This window comes from Oscillatoria salina IIICB1 (assembly GCF_020144665.1).
GTDB lineage: Bacteria > Cyanobacteriota > Cyanobacteriia > Cyanobacteriales > SIO1D9 > IIICB1.
In genome coordinates this window covers 1-25,433 of sequence record NZ_JAAHBQ010000029.1, presented here as the reverse complement: position 1 = coordinate 25,433, position 25,433 = coordinate 1, and the positions used below count along the sequence as shown (strand labels likewise).

Annotated in this window: 15 protein-coding genes, 2 pseudogenes and 1 CRISPR repeat array; of the genes and pseudogenes, 9 read left to right on the top strand and 8 right to left on the bottom strand. The window is 42.0% G+C overall.

Going from position 1 to position 25,433, the window contains the following annotated elements:
* Positions 1–235: 235 nt before the first annotated feature.
* The 7 genes and pseudogenes from G3T18_RS25510 to G3T18_RS10435 form a co-directional block, all read left to right on the top strand.
* Positions 236–5,116 (top strand): annotated as a pseudogene (locus tag G3T18_RS25510) (S8 family serine peptidase); the annotation flags it as partial.
* Between the two features lie 617 nt (positions 5,117–5,733).
* Positions 5,734–6,222, top strand: a complete 489-nt coding sequence (locus G3T18_RS25880; RefSeq protein WP_397333931.1) for a M23 family metallopeptidase — start codon at positions 5,734–5,736, stop codon at positions 6,220–6,222.
* Between the two features lie 89 nt (positions 6,223–6,311).
* The gene (locus G3T18_RS10455; protein WP_224410498.1) at positions 6,312–7,145 is read left to right on the top strand and encodes a transposase; all 834 of its coding nucleotides are present in this window, start codon (positions 6,312–6,314) and stop codon (positions 7,143–7,145) included.
* A gap of 39 nt (positions 7,146–7,184) precedes the next feature.
* Positions 7,185–7,397, top strand: a complete 213-nt coding sequence (locus G3T18_RS10450) for a hypothetical protein (protein ID WP_224410497.1) — start codon at positions 7,185–7,187, stop codon at positions 7,395–7,397.
* Positions 7,398–7,493: 96 nt separating this feature from the next.
* Entirely contained in the window at positions 7,494–7,922 is a 429-nt protein-coding gene (locus G3T18_RS10445) for a hypothetical protein (RefSeq protein WP_224410496.1), read from the top strand.
* A gap of 125 nt (positions 7,923–8,047) precedes the next feature.
* Positions 8,048–9,469, top strand: a complete 1,422-nt coding sequence (locus G3T18_RS10440) for a site-2 protease family protein (protein ID WP_224410495.1) — start codon at positions 8,048–8,050, stop codon at positions 9,467–9,469.
* 48 nt (positions 9,470–9,517) lie between these two features.
* Complete coding sequence (locus G3T18_RS10435; protein ID WP_224410494.1) at positions 9,518–10,975, top strand: efflux RND transporter periplasmic adaptor subunit; 1,458 nt, start codon at positions 9,518–9,520, stop codon at positions 10,973–10,975.
* A gap of 57 nt (positions 10,976–11,032) precedes the next feature.
* Here the strand turns inward: G3T18_RS10435 and G3T18_RS10430 are convergent, their stop codons facing one another.
* Positions 11,033–11,173: a hypothetical protein gene (locus tag G3T18_RS10430; RefSeq protein ID WP_224410493.1), complete on the bottom strand. Its 141-nt coding sequence runs from the start codon at positions 11,171–11,173 to the stop codon at positions 11,033–11,035.
* Between the two features lie 29 nt (positions 11,174–11,202).
* Between G3T18_RS10430 and G3T18_RS10425 the strand changes: the two genes are divergently transcribed.
* Positions 11,203–11,472 carry a hypothetical protein gene (locus tag G3T18_RS10425; protein WP_224410492.1) on the top strand — a complete coding sequence of 90 codons (270 nt, stop codon included), beginning with the start codon at positions 11,203–11,205 and terminating at the stop codon, positions 11,470–11,472.
* A gap of 525 nt (positions 11,473–11,997) precedes the next feature.
* Positions 11,998–13,472: pseudogene (locus G3T18_RS10420) on the top strand (IS5 family transposase).
* 98 nt (positions 13,473–13,570) lie between these two features.
* A CRISPR array of direct repeats spans positions 13,571–20,166; the repeat unit is 37 nt; unit sequence GTTTCAATCCCGTAGCCGGGATTCATTAATAGGAAAC.
* A 304-nt stretch (positions 20,167–20,470) separates the two neighbouring features.
* Here G3T18_RS10420 and cas2 read toward each other — a convergent pair.
* The 7 genes from cas2 to cas10d form a co-directional block, all read right to left on the bottom strand.
* Positions 20,471–20,764: a CRISPR-associated endonuclease Cas2 gene (gene cas2, locus G3T18_RS10415; protein WP_224410491.1), complete on the bottom strand. Its 294-nt coding sequence runs from the start codon at positions 20,762–20,764 to the stop codon at positions 20,471–20,473.
* Positions 20,761–21,738 carry a type I-D CRISPR-associated endonuclease Cas1d gene (gene cas1d / locus G3T18_RS10410; protein WP_224410490.1) on the bottom strand — a complete coding sequence of 326 codons (978 nt, stop codon included), beginning with the start codon at positions 21,736–21,738 and terminating at the stop codon, positions 20,761–20,763. Before cas1d ends, cas2 begins: the two co-directional genes overlap by 4 nt.
* 13 nt (positions 21,739–21,751) lie before the next feature.
* A complete protein-coding gene (gene cas4, locus G3T18_RS10405) occupies positions 21,752–22,339 on the bottom strand; it encodes a CRISPR-associated protein Cas4 (RefSeq protein ID WP_224410489.1) in 588 nt (195 codons plus the stop codon).
* Between the two features lie 9 nt (positions 22,340–22,348).
* Positions 22,349–23,158 (bottom strand): CRISPR-associated endoribonuclease Cas6, encoded by an 810-nt coding sequence (gene cas6 / locus G3T18_RS10400; protein ID WP_224410488.1) that lies wholly within the window; start codon positions 23,156–23,158, stop codon positions 22,349–22,351.
* A complete protein-coding gene (gene cas5d, locus G3T18_RS10395; RefSeq protein ID WP_224410487.1) occupies positions 23,127–23,909 on the bottom strand; it encodes a type I-D CRISPR-associated protein Cas5/Csc1 in 783 nt (260 codons plus the stop codon). The genes cas6 and cas5d overlap by 32 nt, the downstream gene beginning before the upstream one ends.
* A 79-nt stretch (positions 23,910–23,988) precedes the next feature.
* On the bottom strand, positions 23,989–24,999 hold the full coding sequence (gene cas7d / locus G3T18_RS10390) for a type I-D CRISPR-associated protein Cas7/Csc2 (protein ID WP_224410486.1): 1,011 nt from the start codon (positions 24,997–24,999) through the stop codon (positions 23,989–23,991).
* Positions 25,000–25,068: 69 nt separating this feature from the next.
* The coding region (gene cas10d, locus G3T18_RS10385; RefSeq protein ID WP_224410485.1) for a type I-D CRISPR-associated protein Cas10d/Csc3 at positions 25,069–25,433 on the bottom strand (365 nt) is incomplete at its 5' end.

The following is a 25,433-nucleotide window of genomic DNA, read 5'->3' as shown; positions in this document are numbered from 1 at the left end:
TTTTTAAGTCAATCGGGATAACATCAAACTAAATTAATTCCAGCAAAGCGCCTCAAAATAGCGCTTAATTGTGCAAATTACCAAAAGTTGTCGCCCAAGTCTCTTCAAGTATAAAAACGAGACTTAACCAGCGAAACTATTTCCCAGAGAGCAACCTAGCTACAAAATAAACTAGAAACTACTCTTTCTTAGCTATCTTGTTTACTGCATCTAACACTACTACTTGTCAAAAACCATGTCTATCTTTTCTTTCTTGCAGAAAAAATCCTCAAAACGTACTCGTGCAAAAGGTTTTCAATCCCCAAAAACTCACCCAAAACAGCAAATAGAAACCTTTATCCTCGAACCAATCCTGACACCTTCAGGAATCTTAGACGGTACAGATGATACACCAGACCCCGTAGCCTTATCTGTCCCAGAAATAGACATTGACGAAATAGACATTTCTGAAACAGACAACTGGGATGGAGAAGATACAATCGATTCAGAAATAGTCAGCGATGAAGCAGATGACAGTATAGTTGACACTAACTTAAATAGCAGCGAGTTCGATAGCGAAATCGAAGAAATTCCCTTTATCACCGAATCATCAGAAATTCCTGATAGCGAAGAAACAACAGAAATAGACGATCCTATTTCTCAGACAGAAATTACTAGCGAACTTGAAGAAGTAGCAGAGTTAACTGGAGACGACGAAGTTTCCCAAGCTACCAGTGAAACTTCCACAGACGCAGAAGATTTAGTAACTGACGAAACAGCACAGACAGAAAATCTGGGGTTAGATGTTACTGAAGATAATGCCAACTCAGAACCAAGCGAGTTAGATAACATAGTAGAGAACGAGGATATAGTCTCAGAGGTTACGCAAGAGTCAGAAATTGGTGAATCTGAAGACACGGAAGTAGTTGCAACCTCAGAGTCAGAAGTTAGCGAAATCGTTGAAACACCCGTAGACAATACCACAGAAGATTCACTCACCGAGTCTACCACCGATAATTCCGAAATTAGCGAACCTGAAGATAGCGAAATCGTTGAAACACCCGTAGACAATACCAGCGAAGATTCATTCGTCGAGTCTACTACTGACAATTCCGAAATTAGCGAACCTGAAGATAGCGAAATCGTTGAAACACCCGTAGACAATACCAGCGAAGATTCACTCACCGAGTCTACCACCGACAACTCCCAAACCAGTCAAACTGAAGAAAACACCTCAATAATAGATAACCATATAGAATCCACCGATGCAGTAGCAGACACCAATTCCTTATTTGAAAATGGAGTCTTCACCGTCGGAGAAACAGGTTTAGTCGGAATCGATTTCCTCTTTGACGGTGGTGGTTACGAAGGAGAATTAGCCATCTTTAACCTGGAAGGAATGGAAGAATTTACACCAGGTTCCTCTGAATTCATCCACGAAGCAGCTAATCGCGCACTTTCCGACTCCGAAGCAGGTCACGTCGTTATTTCTGACCTCAGCGAAGCAGCAAGATTTTCCGGTCAACTTGGTGAACAAGATTGGAACCAAGGAGAATATCAAGGAGTCAAAACCTTCCAAATGCGTCCCGGAGACAAATTTGGTGTCATGTTAGTTCCTAACGGGACAGTACAAGAAGTCTTCGATGGTGCAACCGACTATAACAAACGTCCTTTATTTAGTTTATCCGCAGCTAACCCCTTAGACGGCTTCCACATCGAACAAATCGCAGACGTAACTGGTGACGGTAATACCTTCGTCCTAGAAGACTTCCGGGTAGACCACTGGACCGACCGAGACTATAATGACGTTATCTTCCAAGTACGCGGTGCTGTAGCCAAAGCAGTACACTTAGATGAAGTTATTGATCCAGGACGAGAATGGCGTAATTCTGATTTAGGTCAAGCTTTACTTGCTTATACTGACGCATATCTCACTCCAGAACCAGAACCAATTATCGATGAAGTCGTTTCTGAACCTGTAACCCCAGAACCACCTGTAATTGAAGAACCTGTAACTGAAACGGAAACCGAGGTTGTTGAACCACCTACAGAAGACACTGAAACCACTGATGAGGTAACTGAAGAAACGGTAACTGAGACAGAAACCGAGGTTGTTGAAACACCTACATCTGAAACGGTAACTGAGACAGAAACCGAGGTTGTCGAACCTGTAGCTGAAGAAACTCAAACTCCTGATGAGGTAGCTGAAGAAACGGTCAGCGAAACGGAAACTGAAGTAGTTGAAACACCTACATCTGAAACTGTAACTGAGACGGAAACTGAGGTCGTTGAACCACCGACAGAAGAAACTCAAACCACTGATGAGGTAGTCTCCGAAACGGTCAGCGAAACGGAAACTGAGGTTGTTGAACCTGTAGCTGAAGAAAGCGAAACTCCCGAAGTTGTAGTCTCTGAAACGGTCAGCGAAACGGAAACTGAAGTAGTTGAAACACCTACAGAAGAAATTGAAACTCCCGAAGTTATAGTTGAAGAAACGGTCAGCGAAACGGAAACTGAGGTTGTCGAACCTGTAGCTGAAGAAACTGAAACTCCCGAAGCAGTAGTCTCTGAAACGGTAACTGAGACGGAAACTGAGGTCGTTGAACCTGTAGCTGAAGAAACCGAAACTACTGATGAGGTAACTGAAGAACCTGTAGCTGAGGAAAGCGAAACTCCCGAAGTTGTAGTCGAAAAAACGGTCAGTGAAACGGAAACTGAGGTTGTTGAACCTATAGCTGAGGAAAGTGAAACTCCCGAAGTTGTAGTCGAAAAAACGGTCAGTGAAACGGAAACTGAAGTCGTTGAACCTGTAGCTGAAGAAACTGAAACTCCGGATGCGGTAGTCTCTGAAACGGTCAGCGAAACGGAAACTGAAGTCGTTGAAACACCTACATCTGAAACGGTCAGTGAAACGGAAACTGAGGTTGTTGAACCTATAGCTGAGGAAAGTGAAACTCCCGAAGTTGTAGTCGAAAAAACGGTCAGTGAAACGGAAACTGAGGTTGTTGAACCTATAGCTGAGGAAAGTGAAACTCCCGAAGTTGTAGTCGAAAAAACGGTCAGTGAAACGGAAACTGAAGTCGTTGAACCTGTAGCTGAAGAAACTGAAACTCCGGATGCGGTAGTCTCTGAAACGGTCAGCGAAACGGAAACTGAAGTCGTTGAAACACCTACATCTGAAACGGTCAGTGAAACGGAAACTGAGGTTGTTGAACCTATAGCTGAAGAAACTGAAACCCCAGATGCGGTAGTCTCTGAAACGGTAACTGAGACGGAAACTGAAGTAGTTGAAACACCTACAGAAGAAATTGAAACTCCGGATGCGGTAGTCTCTGAAACGGAAACTGAGGTCGTTGAACCTGTAGCTGAGGAAACTGAAACTCCGGATGCGGTAGTCTCTGAAACGGTCAGCGAAACGGAAACTGAGGTCGTTGAACCTGTAGCTGAGGAAAGCGAAACTCCGGATGCGGTAGTCTCTGAAACGGTCAGCGAAACGGAAACTGAAGTAGTTGAAACACCTACAGAAGAAACTGAAACTCCCGAAGTTGTAGTCTCTGAAACGGTCAGCGAGACAGAAACTGAAGTAGTTGAAACACCTACAGAAGAAAGCGAAACTCCGGATGCAGTAGTCTCTGAAACGGTCAGCGAAACGGAAACTGAGGTTGTTGAACCTGTAGCTGAGGAAATTGAAACTCCGGATGCAGTAGTCTCTGAAACGGTCAGCGAGACGGAAACTGAAGTAGTTGAAACACCTACAGAAGAAACTGAAACCCCGGACGCGGTAGTCTCTGAAACGGTTAGCGAGACGGAAAGCGAGGTTGTTGAACCTGTAGCTGAGGAAAGTGAAACTCCCGAAGTTGTAGCTGAAGAAACTGTCAGCGAAACGGAAACTGAGGTTGTTGAACCTGTAGCTGAGGAAAGTGAGACAACTGAAGAGACTGAACCTGTTGTAGTCTCTGAAGCTGTGGTTGAACAACCAATTGCAGAGGATGAACCTGTAATTTTTGAAGAATCAATTAATGTTCACGATTCTCCACCAGTAAGTGAACCTGTTGAGGAAATTACTGAGGTAAATTCTGAACCATTAAACGAACTTCATACAACTGAGGAAATTACTGAGATCAACAATGGTGAGGTAGTTGTTGAAGAAGTCGCTTCTTCGGTTGTGGAGGATGAAACCGTGGTTAGCAAAGAAGCTATAACTACGCCACCAGTAACAGAGGAACCTGCTCAAAATCCTATCTCTAAACCGCCAGTCACTCAACCTACTGTTAAGTCAACTCCGACTCGTCCTCCTGTACGTTTTGAGTTTGCACGAGAACAGCAGCCTTTGGTTGGTGTGATTGATACTGGTTTTAGTGGTAATAATCCGGATCTTGACTACAGTCGGATTGTTTTAGGAAAAGACCGAGTTGATGGTGATGATAATCCTTTACTAGAACCAGGTGAAGGTAACGAACATGGTACTCACGTCCTAGGAATTATTGCTGCGGAACAAGATAATGGCATTGGTATCGACGGTATTAATGATGATGCACCTCTTTGGGTGGGACGAGCAATAGGTTCTGGGAAATGGGCAGAATCTTTGGTGGAATTTGTGGATGCAGCCAGAGATTCGGGACAGCCGAATGCGGTGATTAATTTAAGTTTGGATTTAACGCAAATTAATCCTGATGGTAGTGTTACTACTCGTTATGAGTTTACACCTTTAGAAATGGCTGCTTTAGAATATGCTCGCCAAAATAATGTTTTAGTTGTGACGGCTGCGGGTAATGATGGTGGAGTGATGTCTGCTTTAGGTCAAGCTTCCCAACAGTTTGATAACATTATTACCGTTGGTGCTGCTGAACAAATTGATGGTGAAACTTCTGCTTGGAAAGGGTTTGACCGCGCTGCCTATTCAAGTTATGGCAATGGCTTAGATATTGTTGCCGATGGTGGCACATTAGAGAATCCGGTGATGTCCACTGTGGGAGATGGTGTCGGTGCGATGGATGGTACTTCTGTTGCGACGGCGAAAGTAACGGGGGCTGTCTCGCAAGTTTGGGCGGCAAATCCTGAGTTAAGTTATCGTCAAGTGATTGACCTTCTCAAATCGACTGCGACCGATTTGAAAACAGCTAATGCGGATCTCGAAACTGGATTGGGATTACTAAATATGGTAGCGGCAGTGCTTCTGGCTAAGGCGACTAAACCAGAGGAATATAACCCTGAGTTGCAAGTTGTTCCGACTACTTGGAGTGGCGAAGGAAAAGTTACTCCGATGGAACGTGCGGTTCGTTACCGTTATGAAATGAAAGCTGGGGATAGTCTTTGGGGAATTGCTCAACGGGAATTAGGTGATGGCGATCGTTGGACGGAAATCACTAAAGACCCAGCCGGAACAACACCTTTTACCAGTGCAGAAGCACCAGAATTGCCTGTAGGTCAAGTGGTTTATATACCAAGGAACGATCCTAATCCTCAACCTGAACCTCAACCAAGTCCCGATCAAGTTAAACAAGCCTCGCTGAATAATTTCTTGAAGGTTTTTGGCACTTTAGAGAGTCCTTCTTGGTTGAACTTCCTCAAGGAGATGTTTGAGAAGTTCTACAATAATCCCGATCAAGTTATAAGTTCCAAAGCACCGCAAAGTCCTCCCAAACCAGTCAATAGTTTTAATGGAGACAATGTTTCTGATATTCTCTGGCGAAATCTACAGGATGGAGCCACCCATATCTGGGATATTGACCCAGCAACGATGACACGAAGAAAATCAGCATTCCTGGATGTAGTGCCACCAAGTNCAGTGGTTGGCAAGTTGCTGGTACTATTTCGATTAAAGACAATGATGACAATGATGATGGAGGTAACAGTGCATGGCAACACCCACTTCCAGGCTATCGAGTTACCAGTGAATATGGTCCTCGTTGGGGTAAGTTTCACTATGGAATTGATATTGGCGCACCGAAAGGAACACCAGTCAAAGCGGCAAAACCAGGTAAGGTTGTTGAAGTTGGGTATCACCCTAACGGATGGGGAAATTTTGTGCGAATCAATCATGGAAATGATTTTCAAACTATTTACGCTCACCTTTCTAGTATTGATGTTCATAAGGGTCAGACCGTCTCTGGTGGTCAGAAAATTGGAAATGTAGGTAGCACTGGATATTCAACTGGTCCTCACTTACATTTTGAGACTCGTGTCTATCCATTTCGTTGGAAAACAGATAACCGCAATCCACGAAATTACATTAATTTCTAGGTAGATGACGCGCTAGGTTTCTAGGGGAAGGCGATCGCCTTCCCCCGATTGAGACAATGATTGATTAAACTAATGCCATAACTAATGCTATGAATTACGATCCCCATCTCCACAAACGCCGTTCCATCCGTTTAAAAGGATACGATTATTCCCAACCAGGTGCATACTTTGTCACTATTTGCGTGAATCAACGATTGCCATTATTGGGGAAAATTGAGAATACCCCGGCATCGAATCGGGGCGATCGCGGGGGGATTGCCCCTACCCCGGCATCGAATCGGGGCAATCGCGGGGGGATTGCCCCTACTTTTTACCCTAGTGAAGCGGGTGAAATGGTACAAACTGTATGGAATGAAATTCCTGAACATTATCCAGGGGTTGAGCTTGATGCGTTTGTGGTTATGCCCGACCACATTCACGGGATTATTATTTTAACGGGAAACCACGCCTGTAGGGGTAGCGCCCCCGTGCCTACCCCGGCATCGAATTGGGGCAATCAATTGAATCGGGGTGATGAGGCGATCGCCAATTTGGGCAATCAATCGAATCGGGGCAACCACGGGGGGATTGCCCCTACGGTTCGGGGTAATCAATCGAATCGGGGCAACCACGGGGGGATTGCCCCTACGCCGGCATCGAATCGGGGCGATCGCGGGGGGATTGCCCCGACGTGGGATGGGTTGAATTTGGGGGATGTGGTGCATCGGTTCAAGTCTTTGACTACGACTAAGTATCGTCATGGTGTTTATGAACGACAATGGCAACCTTTTCTGAAACGATTTTGGCAACGCAATTATTATGAACATATCATCCGTAATCAAAAGTCTTTAGCGGAGATTCGTGATTATATCTACAATAATCCGTTTGTCTGGGAATATGAATTGGATCATTTAGAAAAATACCATCCCCCTCTACTGAAATAAAAAGATAGCTATCATCGCTTTCCTACCTAATTAACCATCATGCAAACTTCAACTTTTGACAGTATTTTAGATGAGGTCGAAACCTTGTCTCTAGAGGAACAAACCGCCCTGGTTGGAATTATACAACGAAGAATTAAATATCGCCGTCGCGCTGAAATTGCCGCTAATATTGCTCAAGGAAAACATGAGTACAACAAAGGAAATGTTTTTCGAGGTACAGTTAATGAAGCGATCGCACAGCTAAATAAATGAAGTGTATTAACAATATTGGTAAAGACAATCGCCGATTAATCAAAAAGATACTCCTGGTTTTTTAACTCATAGCAAAGCCTAAATCCCTTAAACAAAATGCAATTTGAAGAAGTTTGGCAAGAATACGATTTTACCGAAGCGGAATTACTCTCTATGGGTTGGCAGTTTCCTAATGATTATGTCCTCAATTTGAACTACTATTGGGAACTTAACTCAAGCAATAATTCTTCTGAGGTGGCAACTGTTGACCAACCTCTAAAACTGATTCTCCAATCCTGTATTCGCCTTGAGGTACGACTTAATCCTAACCCAATTATGGCTAGTCAAACTCTGACTAATCTGGGTACGATCGTAGGATGGGGTCAGGTTAACCCCTCTCCTTGGTTGGAAGAGCTTTCTTTAACTGCTTCTGAGTGGATTCATTTGTTTTTTGAGATTGGTGGTGATAACAAAATTGAAGCTTTAGTGCGATCGCTAACTATCGAACAATTAGCTAAACCACCTTTAGCCATTGTAGGACGTTAACTAACTATTAAAAGGGAAAAAAATATTTGTGTCTCTAAATCCCAAATTTGCTCACAAATCACGCCCAGTTGCCGAAAAAGCCTCGCTCAAATCTGAAACCCAAATAGATACAGGTTGCATCATCTATGTTCCTTGAAAACGACCACTCAACCACAAACTACCACAGTTGGATTTGTCCGGATCTTCGCATCTATTGGCGACTGGGACGAATTCCTAACTCAGGAGAAGTTGTTCTCCGCGCGATCGCCTCTCTAGAACAGTTTACCTTTTCTGAGACAGAAGGCTATGCTTTGCAACACTTTAGCGGTCAATATACTCTTAATCAAATTCAAGTGGCGGTGCAACGCAAGTTTCCCGATACTAACTCGAATTTTACCTTAGAACTGCTCGAAAAGCTGATTAAATTAGGAGTTTTAACTTTAGATGACCAAAAGCCGCCATCATCTAAATATCAGCTAAAATCTACTGTGGAATGGATTGCTAATCCTGACGGTTATTGGATTTTACGCAACCAAGAAGATTTTACCTTTATGCAAGTTAGCGATCGCGAAAAAAACGTCATCTCTCGACTTCAACAAGGATCGATTCAGGCGATCGCTGAGGAATTCTGTATCGATCGCGACCAACTTAAACTATTGTTGCAAATGCTTGCAGCGACGGGAATGTTAGTTGGTACTCAGCCTGCAAAACCCCCCCGAAACAAATTCAATCCTCTCCAACTACTTTTTTTCAAAGTCAAACTCTTTAATCCCGATAATTTCTTAAGCCAAAATATTGACAAATTGCGTTGGTTGTGGTCAAAATCTTTCACCTTAATTTTCGTGACTTTCCTCGCTATTTCCACAGTTTTTGCTATCCACTATCGTCCGGAAATTACTTTCGAGATTGTTAAACTAATTCAAACCTATGGAACCAGTAGTTTTTTCTTTGCATTTGTCTTACTCATGGCATTAGTTATCACCCTACATGAGTTTGGTCATGCCTTTACTTTAAAGCATTTTGGTGGCATTGTTCCAGAAATGGGACTCTTATTTATGATGTTAGTACCCGCCGCTTATACAAATACTACAGATTCCTACAGTTTATCAAGACACAAGCGCATTTTAGTCATCGGAGCCGGAATTATCGTCCAAATTGCGCTCGCAGCGATCGCCTTTTGGTGCTGGTTTTATTCTAGCAAAGGAAGTTGGCTACATATTGGTAGTTTAGTCTTGATGACAGCCGCTTTATTTACTGTAGCTTTAAATCTCAATCCTTTAGCTAAATTTGATAGTTACTATCTCGCAGTTGCGGTAACTGGAATCAACAATTTACGTCGTCGCGCTTTTGGTTTTTACAGTAACTTATTGCAAGGAAAACCTCTTAAGGAAACCAATCAAAATAAACTAATTTTAGCAATTTATGCTCCTTTTAGTTTAGCTTACATTTGGATGGTGTTTGGCTTCCTTTTCTGGCGAATTACCGACTGGACATTAGTTAATATTCCTTATACAGCTTTAGTAATTTTAGCAATTTGGCTGATTTATTACTTTTTCCCTCGTCGCTAACATAACCTTTATTTAATCAAGTTTAATTACACCAGGATATCTACCCTAATGACTACTAACCTTACACCCAAAACTCAAGCAGCTAACCCTAGCAATTCCTCACCCTTAAAATTAGTTAAACCGGGAAGCAATTCAGCAGTAAAAGCTACTGATAAACCACCAGAAACGGCAATTGTCACTGAGAAAAAATCATTTCCTTATCGAGGTATCTTAATCGCAGGAGGAATCTTAATTAGTTTAGGAGTTATCAGTCAAATACCTGTATCTAATTCCGTCAGAAGTTCGGGAACATTAGAACCAACTCGTAACTCTCGTCAATTAATATATATGAAAGTACCAGGGAGTATTACTGAATTTCAAATTGAACCTGGAGAAATTGTCAAAACGGGAGATATTCTCGCTTTAGTTTCTACTCCTGATTTAGACAAAGAAATTGACGAAAAACAAGTTCAATTACAAGAAAAACACTCAGCCTTAGAAAATGCTAAAGAACAAATTCCTATTCGGGAAAACCAAGTTGAACAAGCGGAATTAGCTGTAGAAAGTGTGAGAAATCGTTTGACAAGTATTCAAGATGAAGTAGAAACATTTAGTTCCGTAAATCCACCTCCAGAAGTAAAAAAATTAGCACAAGAAATCGCCGCAATTGATAAGAAAATCGCGGGAATAAGAAGTGAAGTAGAATCTCTGGAAAAGCGCGTAGAAGTAGTTGGCGAAGATATTAGCAATTATGAAGATGCTTCTAATGAAGCGGGACATCATTTAAGTAAAAAACATTTTCATGATTTACTCGATAAACAAGAAAGTTTTCGTGGTGAAATCGAACGCAAATTAGCAGAAGTTGAGGAGTTAGAAGCACAAATATCGGCGAAAAAAGCCGAAATTGAAACTTTCGAGAAAACTCAGCAAGAAAAATTAGCTACTTTAACAGATGAGTTAGGAGAAAAACAAGCGGCTGCGGAAACTGCACGAAATCAATTATCTGCTACCCAAGAGGAAGTAATACATCTTCAGAAAGTTGTTGATACTTTGACAATCAATTTAAATAAATTAGAAACAAAAAGAAATGAAAATAAAATTCTTCGGGCTAATCAAGCGGGAATAGTAATTAGCTCAAATGAAGAATTAGTGAAAAATAAAGGTCGGAAGATGCAAGAAAATGAGGTAGTAATGGATATTGCCGATATTGAAACTTTGCAAGTAGTTATTAATGCACCCCAAGCCGACTCAGATATTATTCAAATGGGGGCGAAAGTAACTGTAAGATTTAAAGAGCCAGGACTGGAACCAATTATAACTGAAGTTGAGAAAATTGACCAAGAAATGATTGCCGATCAATCTGGACAAAAGCGTGTTTTGCGCGTGCGAGCTAAAATGGAAAATCCGGGGGAAGAATTGCGTCCCGGTGCTGAAGTTCATGCGAAAATTAATGCTCCGAAAATCCCTCTTTATCAGAAAATTCAGCGCGAATTGTTAAAGGTTTTAAATATTCGTAAATATCGCTAGACATGAGGTGTTTATTGTGCAATTTGGGAGTTAATGTTTTACCTAGTCAACCTCTTGTCAACAAGCATTCTTAAAATAATGTATCAGACAGGCGATCGCTGTTTGTTCGACCGATGCGATCGCCGCTTTTTGTAAACTATTGTCAAAACTTTGAGTGCGATCGCATAAATCTTGACTTGCGAAGCAAAAGACTGACATAAAGACCCAAATTAGTTGAGAGACAGAAAATGCTACGAGTCAAATTAGCCAAACCGAAACTAACCGCGATCGCACTAACTACCACTTTAATTTCTCTACCCGTCTCTGCTACAGTCTTCCACCGAGAGACATCTTCAATCTCATCACCACCACTTACAGAAGAACTAATCCTAGCTCAAAGTCAATACGATCGCGAACTCTTAGAGCTTACCAACGCCGAGCGACGTAGACAAGGTTTACCACCTTACGGGGTGACAAGCGGGTTGAAACCAAGACAGGTAGAGAGTTTGCTCATTTAAGTTGAGAAAATAATCAACAAGGAGCGCTCTTTTTTAGATCCATTTTGGCGTTGAGAATGATAATCACTATTTGGGGGAGTGGGTAAGGAGCGTTGGTTGCTTGATTGATTTTCTACTCAACAGCAAAGGGAAAAGTTACTTTGATATTTGTGCAACTTTCTTAATGGTAATTAGCGGCAAAAAAGGACATTAAAAAGAAGATTCAATTTTCGACATAGCGAGAAAACCTCTTAGATAATTACCTCTTTTGTGGGGATTAGCGTCAATAATAACCTGAACAAAATCTTGACAAAATTCCCAAGCACTTAACCACATATCCCCATAAAGTCCTACCCAAAAACTACTATGTCGTCGCTCCTTCCTTTTGGGTTCTTTTAAGTGAGCTATATAGGGTTTGCTGAAGAACTGTCAAACACTGATACCAAGAGGATGAGAGCCAAAGCCAATTTCTCAAAAACTCAACCCCTAGAAGCCCAAAACCGCTAAAATTGGTAACAACCCCTTGCACTTGACCCATTAGAACAAATGTATCGTCAAGCCGAGCCATCTTCAATTACCCCAGAAAAGTTTGAATTTCCTCTGTCGGGACAACTATCCCCTGATAATCGTTGGATAATCATGGCAGACCTAATTCCTTGGTCAGAATTTGAAGCCGAATATGAGAAAAACTTTTCTCAAAATATGGGCGCACCAGCCAAACCATTTCGCATGGCATTAGGGGCATTAATTATTAAAGAAAAACTAGTAACGAGTGACAGAGAAACCGTAGAACAAATTCGGAAAAACCCTTATCTACAATATTTTCTCGGAATGCCAGCCTATAGTAATCAAGCCCCCTTTGAACCATCAATGTTCGTTCATTTTCGTACTAGAATTGGAATTGACTTGGTAAATCAAGTCAATGAAAAAATGGTAAAAAAGGCAAGGGAAAGCCAGGAAATCGAAGAGCAATCACAAAAAAAAAAGAAGAAGAGGAAGTCATTGAAACGAAAAACCTCGGATAACTTTTAGCCGATGCCACTTGCACTCCGGCTGACATCAGGTATCCCAATGATTTAGGCTTATTAAATGAAGCCAGACAACAAAGCAAAAAAATCTTAGACCGTTTGTGGCAAAGTGGAAGAAATCGCCTGGGCAAAAAACCGAGAACCTATCGAAAAAAAGCCCGAAAAGATTACTTAAAAGTCGCCCGTAAACGTCGCCCCACGCGCAGTGAAAGACGAGTTACTATTGAGAAACAACTCCAGTATCTAAACAGAAATTTATCGTCAATTGAAAAGTTAGTCAACGCTGGAGTTTCCTTAACCAATCTAAGTCAGAAGAAATATAAAAACCTCTTAGTCCTGTGCCGAAATCTACCGTCAACAACAATGGATGTGGTCAAACGAAACCTCAAGAATTGACCAGAGAATTGTCAGTCTAACTCAACCGCACATTCGCCCCATCGTAAGAAGAAAAGCCGGAAACCCTGTTGAATTTGGGGCAAAACTGGCGGTTAGCTGTTTTGAGAGCTATGTCTTTTTAGACCGTTTAAGCTGGGATAACTTCAATGAATCAGTCGATTTACTTCCCTCAAATCGAACACTATAAAGAGTTGACAGGTTATTATCCAGAATCGGTTCATGTGGACAAAATTTATCGGACTCGTCAAAATCGAGCTTGGTGTAAAGAGAGAGGAATTAGGCTGAGTGGTCCGCCTCTGGGAAGACCACCGAAAAATGTGAGTAAAGAAACTAAAAAGCAAGCCCAATTAGACGAAAGAATTCGTAACGAGATTGAGGGTAAATTTGGTCAAGGAAAAAGAAGATATGGTCTAGCTCGAATCATGGCAAAACGAGCGAGAAATTTCAGAAACAGCCATTGCAATTAGCTTTTTAGTTATCAATCTTTCCACCCTGCTTAGGCAGGTTTACTGGCTTTTTTTGTGGATTTTTTCTCCTTTTTGCAAATTCGCCTTCATTTTGGTCTTTTTGATGATTAGAGCTTATGTGAAACGTTAGTTTTTCAGAAAAATCTTATCCTTATATCGAGCTAATTTTTCAGGTTACTTTTTCAGCAAACCCTAAGTTGAGGTAATCACGACTAACCCCGGTCTTAGGTTTCAATCCCGTAGCCGGGATTCATTAATAGGAAACGAATGATTTTTGTAGCGATCGCGAGTGTTTGCATGTTTCAATCCCGTAGCCGGGATTCATTAATAGGAAACTTCTACATTATTTATTTCACAATCACAATCATTCAATCGTTTCAATCCCGTAGCCGGGATTCATTAATAGGAAACAACCAAAGGAATTACTGCATACTGTGCCGATTAAGATTGTTTCAATCCCGTAGCCGGGATTCATTAATAGGAAACCGGAGAAGTTTTTGTTGAGGAAGTCGATATTTCCGGAAAGTTTCAATCCCGTAGCCGGGATTCATTAATAGGAAACGTATAAAAGTGGTGATAATCCATTGGAGGGCTTGTCGTTTCAATCCCGTAGCCGGGATTCATTAATAGGAAACAGCGATCGCCAAACAATCAAATAAATTAATATAAATTAAGTTTCAATCCCGTAGCCGGGATTCATTAATAGGAAACTTTTTGCTTGGTCTGAGATTGTTTACACAATAAATGTTTCAATCCCGTAGCCGGGATTCATTAATAGGAAACCTCAGTTTTAGGTTGGTCTGAGGTCAAAAAATATTCGTTTCAATCCCGTAGCCGGGATTCATTAATAGGAAACCTAACTTTTCACTCGACAGTTTTTGCAGATTTCCTGTGTTTCAATCCCGTAGCCGGGATTCATTAATAGGAAACTAGACAATTTTGTCTCCATCGGCTAGAATCGGTTGTTTCAATCCCGTAGCCGGGATTCATTAATAGGAAACCGTAACTTATCCCCACCAGTGAGGGACTTAAATTGTTTCAATCCCGTAGCCGGGATTCATTAATAGGAAACGCTTGCGTCCAACATCAATATAAGCGAGGCTTTCATGTTTCAATCCCGTAGCCGGGATTCATTAATAGGAAACCAATCATATTTGGCTAAGAATACAAGACAATTTATGTTTCAATCCCGTAGCCGGGATTCATTAATAGGAAACCAATTACCGATTGTAGGCAATGTGAAACTAATGGAAGTTTCAATCCCGTAGCCGGGATTCATTAATAGGAAACTGCCTTAACTTTGCGATCTGGCAAGCCTAGCACTTTGTTTCAATCCCGTAGCCGGGATTCATTAATAGGAAACCAGTCATTTCCTTTTCGGTTTCCTCAAGATATTTATTATAAGTTTCAATCCCGTAGCCGGGATTCATTAATAGGAAACAAGTGGCGACTGAGGAAAATTTTTGGCTTTGGCTGGTCGTTTCAATCCCGTAGCCGGGATTCATTAATAGGAAACCCATATCTACTAGATAATAATGCACGGTATCTGGTTTCAATCCCGTAGCCGGGATTCATTAATAGGAAACATTGGAACTACGCCAGATTGTGTAATTAGAGAAGGGTTTCAATCCCGTAGCCGGGATTCATTAATAGGAAACTCCTCTTTATGGTTCTTTATCAATGTATTCTATGTTTCAATCCCGTAGCCGGGATTCATTAATAGTAAACACTCATTTCAGAGGCGCAAACCGCCGCAATTCAATACAGTTTCAATCCCGTAGCCGGGATTCATTAATAGGAAACAAATGTAACTAATACTCATTAAAATTGTTGAATTTGTTTCAATCCCGTAGCCGGGATTCATTAATAGGAAACTTTTACCATCTTAATGCAATTTTAGCCAATCCTACAGGTTTCAATCCCGTAGCCGGGATTCATTAATAGGAAACAAATAGGTAAGAGGTGAAGTTAACCCAATTGAAGTGTTTCAATCCCGTAGCCGGGATTCATTAATAGGAAACATTGAAGGTTTTGACCCCAAAAAAAATATTGCTAGTTTCAATCCCGTAGCCGGGATTCATTAATAGGAAACCCCAACTTTTACACAATCTGATAAAGGTTTTGGTTTCAATCCCGTAGCCGGGATTCATTAATAGGAAACTTAGAATTGCACATCTTTCGGCTAAACACTTGTCTGTGTTTCAATCCCGTAGCCGGGATTCATTAATAGGAAACTTTTAATCCGTAAGTAGCAAACGCGCCAATTTTTTGTTTCAATCCCGTAGCCGGGATTCATTAATAGGAAACTGCCATTGTATCAAACGTAACCGGATGAAAGTTTGGTTTCAATCCCGTAGCCGGGATTCATTAATAGGAAACTGTTAGCAATATTTTTTGCTATCTCTGCAAAAATATGTTTCAATCCCGTAGCCGGGATTCATTAATAGGAAACATCCATTAATGGAACAGTCATCTATTGTTATTGAGTTTCAATCCCGTAGCCGGGATTCATTAATAGGAAACTCTTTGGGATAAATGGCGTAAAACAAGAAAAGGTCAAGTTTCAATCCCGTAGCCGGGATTCATTAATAGGAAACACTTCAACTTACGTTCAAGATTATTTCGATCCTGGGTTTCAATCCCGTAGCCGGGATTCATTAATAGGAAACACCGATCGCCTATACTGAAATTACAGATTTAGATTCGTTTCAATCCCGTAGCCGGGATTCATTAATAGGAAACTCATTCGTTCCACCGAGAGATAGAGATGCCTGGAGGTTTCAATCCCGTAGCCGGGATTCATTAATAGGAAACCGTTCATAACTACATTCAAAGCTCTGAACATAGCTGTTTCAATCCCGTAGCCGGGATTCATTAATAGGAAACACAAAATTAGTTCTCCTCAACCGGATGAATGGATTTGTTTCAATCCCGTAGCCGGGATTCATTAATAGGAAACACTACTAATACCTTTTCTCCATGTTCATAAATATTTAGTTTCAATCCCGTAGCCGGGATTCATTAATAGGAAACATCAAGGTTTATCGAGTTGTTCGTTGATGGATTTTCGTTTCAATCCCGTAGCCGGGATTCATTAATAGGAAACTTAATCTTGATTTGATTTGATTAATAGTTTCCTTAAGTTTCAATCCCGTAGCCGGGATTCATTAATAGGAAACATAAAGTAACATCAACTCCAATACCATTATCAACTAGTTTCAATCCCGTAGCCGGGATTCATTAATAGGAAACTCGCCAGGGTCGAAGGCATACAAACTTCCTTGGAGTTTCAATCCCGTAGCCGGGATTCATTAATAGGAAACCCCTTCAAACTCATAAGCAGGGAAAAAGTGCAAAGTAATCTGAGGGTTTCAATCCCGTAGCCGGGATTCATTAATAGGAAACAACAGCGACTATTCTCAGAAATGGATCGCGATTTGTGTTTCAATCCCGTAGCCGGGATTCATTAATAGGAAACAACTCCGAATATCCTGCTAATCCACAACCGATTTTAGTGTTTCAATCCCGTAGCCGGGATTCATTAATAGGAAACAACTTGATGTGGAACTTACATCTTCTGTGCGTAAGTTTCAATCCCGTAGCCGGGATTCATTAATAGGAAACAATCGGTATTTTGATTAGGAAAGCGATCTAATGTTGGTTTCAATCCCGTAGCCGGGATTCATTAATAGGAAACTTCGGGAATAATTTCCTTACAAAAAGCGAATGAGAGTTTCAATCCCGTAGCCGGGATTCATTAATAGGAAACTCTGCCAAAACCCAAATTGATGAGACCGCAGAAAAGTTTCAATCCCGTAGCCGGGATTCATTAATAGGAAACAATTTGATTCTTAGTGAGATTGAAAGACTTTATAAGTTTCAATCCCGTAGCCGGGATTCATTAATAGGAAACTTGGACAATGCACCCCTTAATTGGGTGCTATGATTCGGGTTTCAATCCCGTAGCCGGGATTCATTAATAGGAAACTATCATTCTCCCATCCCTAAGAAGTGGGGGAATAAGTTTCAATCCCGTAGCCGGGATTCATTAATAGGAAACTTCAGGGTTAATTGCTTCGACTTCGATTGTCTCTTGTTTCAATCCCGTAGCCGGGATTCATTAATAGGAAACTATTAGAAAAGTTCGCAACGCGGTTTAGCCGAAATATGTTTCAATCCCGTAGCCGGGATTCATTAATAGGAAACAGCTGTAGCCAAACAAATATTAAGCAACAAAGATAAAGTTTCAATCCCGTAGCCGGGATTCATTAATAGGAAACGTAGGAACTGCGCTTCGTCGATCTCAAATAATTCGTTTCAATCCCGTAGCCGGGATTCATTAATAGGAAACAACCTGAGAAACCCCAGGAAATAGATTTAACTGCTGGTTTCAATCCCGTAGCCGGGATTCATTAATAGGAAACCTTCCGTCCTGTATTTCCAGTCAGCAATATCATTGGTTTCAATCCCGTAGCCGGGATTCATTAATAGGAAACAATGACGATCGCCATTATAGGAAGTCGTGAATTGTTTCAATCCCGTAGCCGGGATTCATTAATAGGAAACAACAGCACGGGTAAATAGTGATTTTGAAGGTTTGGAGTTTCAATCCCGTAGCCGGGATTCATTAATAGGAAACAAGAAGGAGCACCAACAGCGATGGAGATTTTAGGTTTCAATCCCGTAGCCGGGATTCATTAATAGGAAACTCGCGACTTTGGCATAATCACGGCAACCGAACAAATGTTTCAATCCCGTAGCCGGGATTCATTAATAGGAAACGTCGAATTAGCTCCCGAAATCCAAGCCAAACTGCCTGCCCGTTTCAATCCCGTAGCCGGGATTCATTAATAGGAAACTTTGCTTGTAGGTCGGCTAGTTGCGTCTAGCCGTTTTTCTGTTTCAATCCCGTAGCCGGGATTCATTAATAGGAAACACTTCTGAGGAATTAGAAGAAACTGTCAATAAATATGTTTCAATCCCGTAGCCGGGATTCATTAATAGGAAACAAAGAAGGGCGATCGCTTCAGTCGATGAAGGCTTGTTTCAATCCCGTAGCCGGGATTCATTAATAGGAAACTCTGCGTCAGGATACCAGGATTTAATTTTTTTGTAGTTTCAATCCCGTAGCCGGGATTCATTAATAGGAAACTAAACTTAGATAGTGTTGTTTAACTTTTAAAGAATATGTTTCAATCCCGTAGCCGGGATTCATTAATAGGAAACTCTCCTTTTTTTGACCATCCGTAAGCATAAGTTTCATGTTTCAATCCCGTAGCCGGGATTCATTAATAGGAAACAAGTATTCGATCAATTAAGAAAAGGTGTTGATAATTGTTTCAATCCCGTAGCCGGGATTCATTAATAGGAAACTAAATATTTTCGATCCTGTTTTTGCGCCTATTAAAGGTTTCAATCCCGTAGCCGGGATTCATTAATAGGAAACAAAAGCTTCCCTAAAAGTTGCAGGATTAGAAGCAAGTTTCAATCCCGTAGCCGGGATTCATTAATAGGAAACATCCAGTATTCAAGCTTCTCGGCATATTTGCTGTGAGTTTCAATCCCGTAGCCGGGATTCATTAATAGGAAACAAATCTTCCGTGATCATTTAAATGCTGACGATTATGGGTTTCAATCCCGTAGCCGGGATTCATTAATAGGAAACGAATCACCAGAAACTTTAGCCATTTTAGTTGCTGGTTTCAATCCCGTAGCCGGGATTCATTAATAGGAAACGCAAATTCCCGCCGAAATTGATACCGTCGAAAGATGTTTCAATCCCGTAGCCGGGATTCATTAATAGGAAACACCTCAAATTAATTAATTACAAAGAACCAGTAGCGTGTTTCAATCCCGTAGCCGGGATTCATTAATAGGAAACTTTTACAATAAACTAAACGACGTGATCAACGAGTTTCAATCCCGTAGCCGGGATTCATTAATAGGAAACAGTTGCCATATCTCGATCTGAGCGATCGCTTTGCATGTTTCAATCCCGTAGCCGGGATTCATTAATAGGAAACAATTTTATTTCTTGACCTTGATGGAACAGTACGAAGTTTCAATCCCGTAGCCGGGATTCATTAATAGGAAACAGGCGATCGCGTGTAACTTTTTTGCTTTTCATGGTTTGTTTCAATCCCGTAGCCGGGATTCATTAATAGGAAACAATCAATTCCAAATTTACGCGCAAAGAAATCAAATGGTTTCAATCCCGTAGCCGGGATTCATTAATAGGAAACATGGCATGGGTTATCGTCAGTATAACCGTGTAAAATGTTTCAATCCCGTAGCCGGGATTCATTAATAGGAAACAACTCGTTTCATCTTGTGGTTGCGCGATCGCCTGAATGTTTCAATCCCGTAGCCGGGATTCATTAATAGGAAACCTTCAGTTTATCGTTCGTTCTATTCTTAGCTTATGATTGTTTCAATCCCGTAGCCGGGATTCATTAATAGGAAACTTTCCCTTAGCTTATAGAGTCATTGGTAGACTGAAGTTTCAATCCCGTAGCCGGGATTCATTAATAGGAAACCTTTTGCCGTCGATAATATCGACCATGTTTTTGATGTTTCAATCCCGTAGCCGGGATTCATTAATAGGAAACCCATACTTTTATTACTCTCTGCTTGGACTCTGGAGGTTTCAATCCCGTAGCCGGGATTCATTAATAGGAAACGTGGGAAATTTTTCATGAATCTAAACATATTAAGAGTTTCAATCCCGTAGCCGGGATTCATTAATAGGAAACTTCGGCGACTCTACTTTTGAAAGAGGATTTTATTTGTTTCAATCCCGTAGCCGGGATTCATTAATAGGAAACCGCGCCATCTGAAACCTAGTCTAGCAGAGATATTGTTGCCTACTTTTGACGGATGTCAAATTTTTCTTCAAAATTGACTCCTCAAATACATTAGCAACTGACACTCTTACTAAAACAAAAACCCTAAACTATTGATTTTTCAAGGTTCTGGGATTTTTGACGAACTTCCTAGGGATTTTGCCCCCGCTTCGGTTGGTCAAGAACGAAATTCTGACTCAATCATAACACTTTTTTATCTGAGTGGAACTTAAGGCGCAAGGTACATCCAGTGTCCTGAAGAACGGGGTTTTCCCGCGCCATACTCCTATAAAATAATTGTCTGTTCCTGGCTGGGTAACTCCGCCCCATAGGTAATAGTTCGTTTCACTGAACTAGCATCAAGGATATAGATTTTAACTGAATCCTCAGAGGGTTTCACCAGCGTCTCTAAACGTTGTTGTAACTTGGCAAACTGCATCGCGGTCAAAAAACACTCGAAAACACTATACTGTGCCCAGTGACCAAAACCTGATAGAAGGTCATAAAGTCGTTTGCGCCGCTTATTGCCAGCTTTTGTAGCCGGTAAATCGTAGATAATGAGATAGAACAGTTTATTCATCGTACAGTCAAAGGTTGATAGGGGACATCTTCTTGTAAATGCCGAGCCAGCAAACGGGCTTGGAGTTCAATTGCACGGCGGTAGGTACAACGGTAGCCAAAGACAGGATGTTTCAACTCGGAGGTGATTTTCTGCTCAAAGGCTTCGAGAAAGGTTTTGCGTCCTTTATCCGAGAGGCGATAAGCCCCCAAACTTTCACTAAAGTCATCGGGTTTAATCTGTTTGCGACTAATGACTGATAGCACCAGATTATCTGCCACCAAAGGGCGAAACTCCTCCATTAAGTCGAGAACAATCGCAGGTTGTCCTCTGGTGGTTTCATGGAGATAGCCAATATAGGGGTCTAACCCAGCGACATGAACAGCACTGGTGACTTGGACACGCAACAGTCCATAAGCAAAACTGAGTAAAGAATTGATAGGGTCAGTGGGAGGCTGGCGATTTCTGCCGTTAAATGACCAAGTATCTTTAAATAAATTACGCCAACAGGCAAAGTAGTCCTTGGCTGCGAGTCCTTCGACCCCTCGTACTGCATTAAGGGTGGTTTGTTGACCAACTAACTTTTTATGTTGTTTGAGGGGATTATCTTTTTGATCGTGGCGGTACAAAATTTGATACTGGTTATGAATTTTGTGAGTAACGATCGCTTTGACTAGGGCTAATCGTTTTTCGGTATTGATATGGGTGGCGTATTGGGCTAATCGCAGTTGACCATTACGGGAATAACTTGGCAGGGCAGCCCCTAAGTGTTTGCCAAAAATGGAGAGGTAATGGACGGGGATACCGAGTTCGAGGGCATAGCAAAGAGCCTCTCCAGTAATACTAGGATGCCCCATGAGGACAATTTGCTCAATGGTTTGGGCGGGAACGTTATGTTTTTTCCAAGAGCCATCTTCTTGCTTTAAAGCAACTTTAAAGGCTTCTTGGGCTTTGGTTAATGTGGCATCAGGTTGGGTAATGTAGACGGCGGACATGATTTTTGCTCCATTATTTAAGGGTGCGTAATTTTTTAATCTCTTTGGGTAAACAAATTTCTTTGAGACTGCAATCTCGGCATTTCTTGGGATTATCAATGGGGGGTGGTATGGTAGAATTGGTGGCGGTAGTGTGGGCGATCGCGATCGCGCTCTCGGTTTTTCCCCGTAACTCTGGGGTAAATTCCACTCGTTGACGACGACGATTGCCGTAGTAAAATATTTCACCGTAGGGAATATCTCGTCCTGTCTTTTCTTCTAAGCACAAGGCAGCAGCACAAAGCTGAAAATGATCGTTGAGGTGTTGTGCCATTCGTCCTTTTTTATACTCAATAGGAATGAGTTGCCCATTTTCTTCCTCCACTGCATCAATAATGCCCTTAATCCCCAGGCGATCGCTCCAAACCCATTGCTGACGGTGGATGAGGGTATTTCCCTCCCAAGTTTTCCCCTCTTCATTAATATTGCGGTGTAAATGGCGACCTCGAATAATGTGTTCGTTATCGGTCATTTCCCCCAAGACATACTCCCAGTAAAAACGACGGGGGCAGTATTCCCAGGCATTCAAATACGCTAGGGGAATATAGTTTTGTTCGTTCATAATCGTTAGCTACTCGCGAATTTTCAGTTGCGTTTGTCCCATACCCATAGTTGTTTTCCGACCCACCCCAGAAAAGAAAGCAAAATAAGCCAAACTCGAAGCAATTTGTGCTTGTTGGGGATTGCGAAAACGATAGCGAACCCAACCCTGTGTGCCGATTTCTGCGCCGCCTTCTAAGCGCAAAGCCTGAGTTTTTAAGTCATAGGCAGATACTAAACCCTGCCACTCAAAAGAAGGAAATTTTAGGTCTTCGGGGGCAAAGCTGTTCCAGCGTCTTTGCAAACTACCAAAGACTAATTCAGGTAACGGAAAAGGCTGAATATCTTGCTTTTGTTTAAAGCTAGTGGGAGAGAGAAAATTTAACTGAAGATCAGATAATGGCGGACTCTGAGCCAAACTTGAATAATCTGTTGAACCTGCTAAACGATGAGTACCAGGGAAAGCAAAGTAGTTACGGATTTTAAAAGGGAACTTCCCTAACACAACAGGCTGATGCTCTGCTGCTTGAATGCCTGTTAAAAGAGGTTCTAACAAATTCCCATTGAGTAAGCTAATGCGAATCGAAAACTTATCTCCTGGCTGTGTCCCTCGGCGACGACGATTACCCAGCAAGCCAGATAAACTCAGAGGAGGCATCTGCGCTGTATGAACCGCCTCTGCTACTTCCGGATTCCCCAGACTCAGCCATTCCAAAACTTGAGCATGAATTGCCCGTCCTAATGTCGCGGGGGGCTTTCCTGGTTGGGCTGCTCCAAGTTCCACCACTACAGATTGTAAGGTATAGCATTTAGGATGCTGATGTAAAAGTTTTCGCACCATAGGAGACTCCGACGGGTAAACTAAGGGTTCTAGGTAGGTTAGGAAGTTGTTGCCTCAAGGAGTTCCACTCATTCCCGCTTAACTCCCAATATTCGCCCTGTAGCTGCGCTTGACTCACTAAACTAACAGGAGGCATCACAATCCGGTTATAAAGTTCTAAATCCTGCTCTAACGGTAAATCAAGGGGATTGAGGGGATGATCGCAGACATATTTCCCTGACTTTCTTTGAATAGCTGCTGGAGGGATGGCTTGCAGATTAACTTTAACTTTCGCTGCCCACTTCCCTAAGCGAATCCAGCGCGGAAAAGGAGTTTCTAGATAATCGGGAGCGATGAGAAAAGTTTGATAATGACTCCCAACGGCTAACTCTTTAGCGCGACCGTAGTTAATTGGGTAATTACGGTCTGCTCCTTTATCTCCAAACTGTTTGGATTTGCCATAGTAAGTAGTCTGGGCTGCTTTAAAGGTATTGACTTGGTATGACCAAGACAGGGGTTTTGCCGGAAAGATATAAAGTCCAGCGTGATTAAGATGCAGTAAGTTTTGTTCTCGGTTTGGGTCTAAATAATCGGGTTTTTGGGCGGTATCTCCTTTTAAACGATAGGGATGGGGAATATAGCTTCCTTTAAAAAAGGCGTAACTAATCGCCCAGTTGTGTAGATATTTCTCGGTTTCATACAAGATACCCATTTCACGGGTTGCGTAAAAAACGTTGTCGTGTAGGGTTAAAGAACAGGCGTATAAGGTCATGTCGGGTTACGGTTTTCATTTTGTAGTAGGGGCTTTAGCCCCATTTCTAGGTGTAAGAGCTAAAGCCCTCACTACGAACTTATTTTTTGCCTTTTCCTCTCTTTTTCTTACCAGCATACGCGCCATATTCCTCGGCGTAGGCTTGGGTTTGTTGATAGAGGGTGGACAGGGTTTCGGTGAGTTGGGTATCGTCTTGGTAAATGTCACTCACTTCGTTAAGAAGGGTATCTAATTCTGTTTCAAAAATAGCTTGAGTTTTTCGCACTGGTTCTTTGTTTAATAGGTCTTGAACAGCTTGAGTTGCAACTTGTTTTAACTCATGAATTGGTTGAGCTAAATCCCCATCTAGAGCATCATAAAGGGCTTGAGTGAAATAGAGGTTACTAAAGATTTCGCCATCGCAGAGGACGATTCCCAACAGGTAATTTTTCATCGTTCCGGTACGGGATTCCTGTGCGCCATAGCGACGAGTCCGCAGAAGATTTCCTAACACATAAAGGAAGCCTTCATAGGTGGGGTCGCGGAGGGTTTCGACAGTGGGAAAAGTGACTTCAGGTAAGATGTGATCTTGTTCGTTAATCGCACTTCGCATATCTCCTTTTTCGCTCATAGTTCCCCCTTCAAAGGGTGCATTAAAGGTGAAACTCCGGTGGGATTGTTCGTAAGCACTGAGGGAAAAAGCGGAGTCGGAATACACTTTTGAACGTTCTGAACCACTATCCCCAATGGCGAAGCCGTAGATAATACAATCGGGGCATTGCTTACAGGATTTGTCCCCGTTATACTCGCAATAATTATCGGCGTTTTCGTCGGCACTGGTGAGGTTAAGGGAACGCAAAATTTCCCGTCCAATTAAGCGTTCTGGGGTGGTTTGTTTACGTTTGAACATTACCAAGCGACTAATCATTGCCTTACTTTTTTCGTCTTCTTTGAGTCCGGCTTTGGTGCGGGCAGTGTTAAGAATCCCATCGGTTTGAAAGACGGGGAAGGATTGACTATGGCGCAGCATCAGGAAGTGGACGTATTTACCAGAAGCAAGACGAGGAAAGGCGGTAGTAAAGTTAGGCTTGATGGTTTCGAGAATGGTCATGGTTTTATTCCTTAAGTTGAGATTTGTTGTTTTGAAAATTGATACGGAGCAAGCACGGGGGCATTGCCCCTATTGGGATTCGGTTGATTCTGAATTAGAATCATTTTTCTCTTCGAGGGCGAGGAGGCGGTAGGCGAATTCTGCACCGGATTTGATGCGGTTGCGATTTTCTTGGAGGAGGGCGCGATCGCGCTTGCACATTTCTCCAAATAATTCTTTTACGCAGGTGGTCATAAAGCCCTGAATTGCTTGTAATTCTTGAGCTTGACGTTTTTCAAAGGGAATTGACTTATCTTTAATCAGGGGACGTTTATACACCTCTTGGCGGTCTAAAGCCGATTGCAGTTGTCCTGCACCTTGAAGGATTAATTCCTCGTCAGCCCAATCATCAGGGACTGATAAAATGACTTCCAGGGCTTTAGTTAGAGGTAGTA

Coding starts and splice junctions, on each gene's coding strand:
- cas6 (WP_224410488.1), bottom strand. CDS start 23,158: ATGGTGCGAAAACTTTTACATCAGCATCCTAAATGCTATACCTTACAA.
- cas4 (WP_224410489.1), bottom strand. CDS start 22,339: ATGAACGAACAAAACTATATTCCCCTAGCGTATTTGAATGCCTGGGAA.
- cas7d (WP_224410486.1), bottom strand. CDS start 24,999: ATGACCATTCTCGAAACCATCAAGCCTAACTTTACTACCGCCTTTCCT.
- G3T18_RS10450 (WP_224410497.1), top strand. CDS start 7,185: ATGCAAACTTCAACTTTTGACAGTATTTTAGATGAGGTCGAAACCTTG.
- cas1d (WP_224410490.1), bottom strand. CDS start 21,738: ATGTCCGCCGTCTACATTACCCAACCTGATGCCACATTAACCAAAGCC.
- G3T18_RS10455 (WP_224410498.1), top strand. CDS start 6,312: ATGAATTACGATCCCCATCTCCACAAACGCCGTTCCATCCGTTTAAAA.
- G3T18_RS10430 (WP_224410493.1), bottom strand. CDS start 11,173: ATGTCAGTCTTTTGCTTCGCAAGTCAAGATTTATGCGATCGCACTCAA.
- G3T18_RS10425 (WP_224410492.1), top strand. CDS start 11,203: ATGCTACGAGTCAAATTAGCCAAACCGAAACTAACCGCGATCGCACTA.
- G3T18_RS10440 (WP_224410495.1), top strand. CDS start 8,048: ATGTTCCTTGAAAACGACCACTCAACCACAAACTACCACAGTTGGATT.
- G3T18_RS10435 (WP_224410494.1), top strand. CDS start 9,518: ATGACTACTAACCTTACACCCAAAACTCAAGCAGCTAACCCTAGCAAT.
- cas2 (WP_224410491.1), bottom strand. CDS start 20,764: ATGAATAAACTGTTCTATCTCATTATCTACGATTTACCGGCTACAAAA.
- cas5d (WP_224410487.1), bottom strand. CDS start 23,909: ATGACCTTATACGCCTGTTCTTTAACCCTACACGACAACGTTTTTTAC.
- G3T18_RS10445 (WP_224410496.1), top strand. CDS start 7,494: ATGCAATTTGAAGAAGTTTGGCAAGAATACGATTTTACCGAAGCGGAA.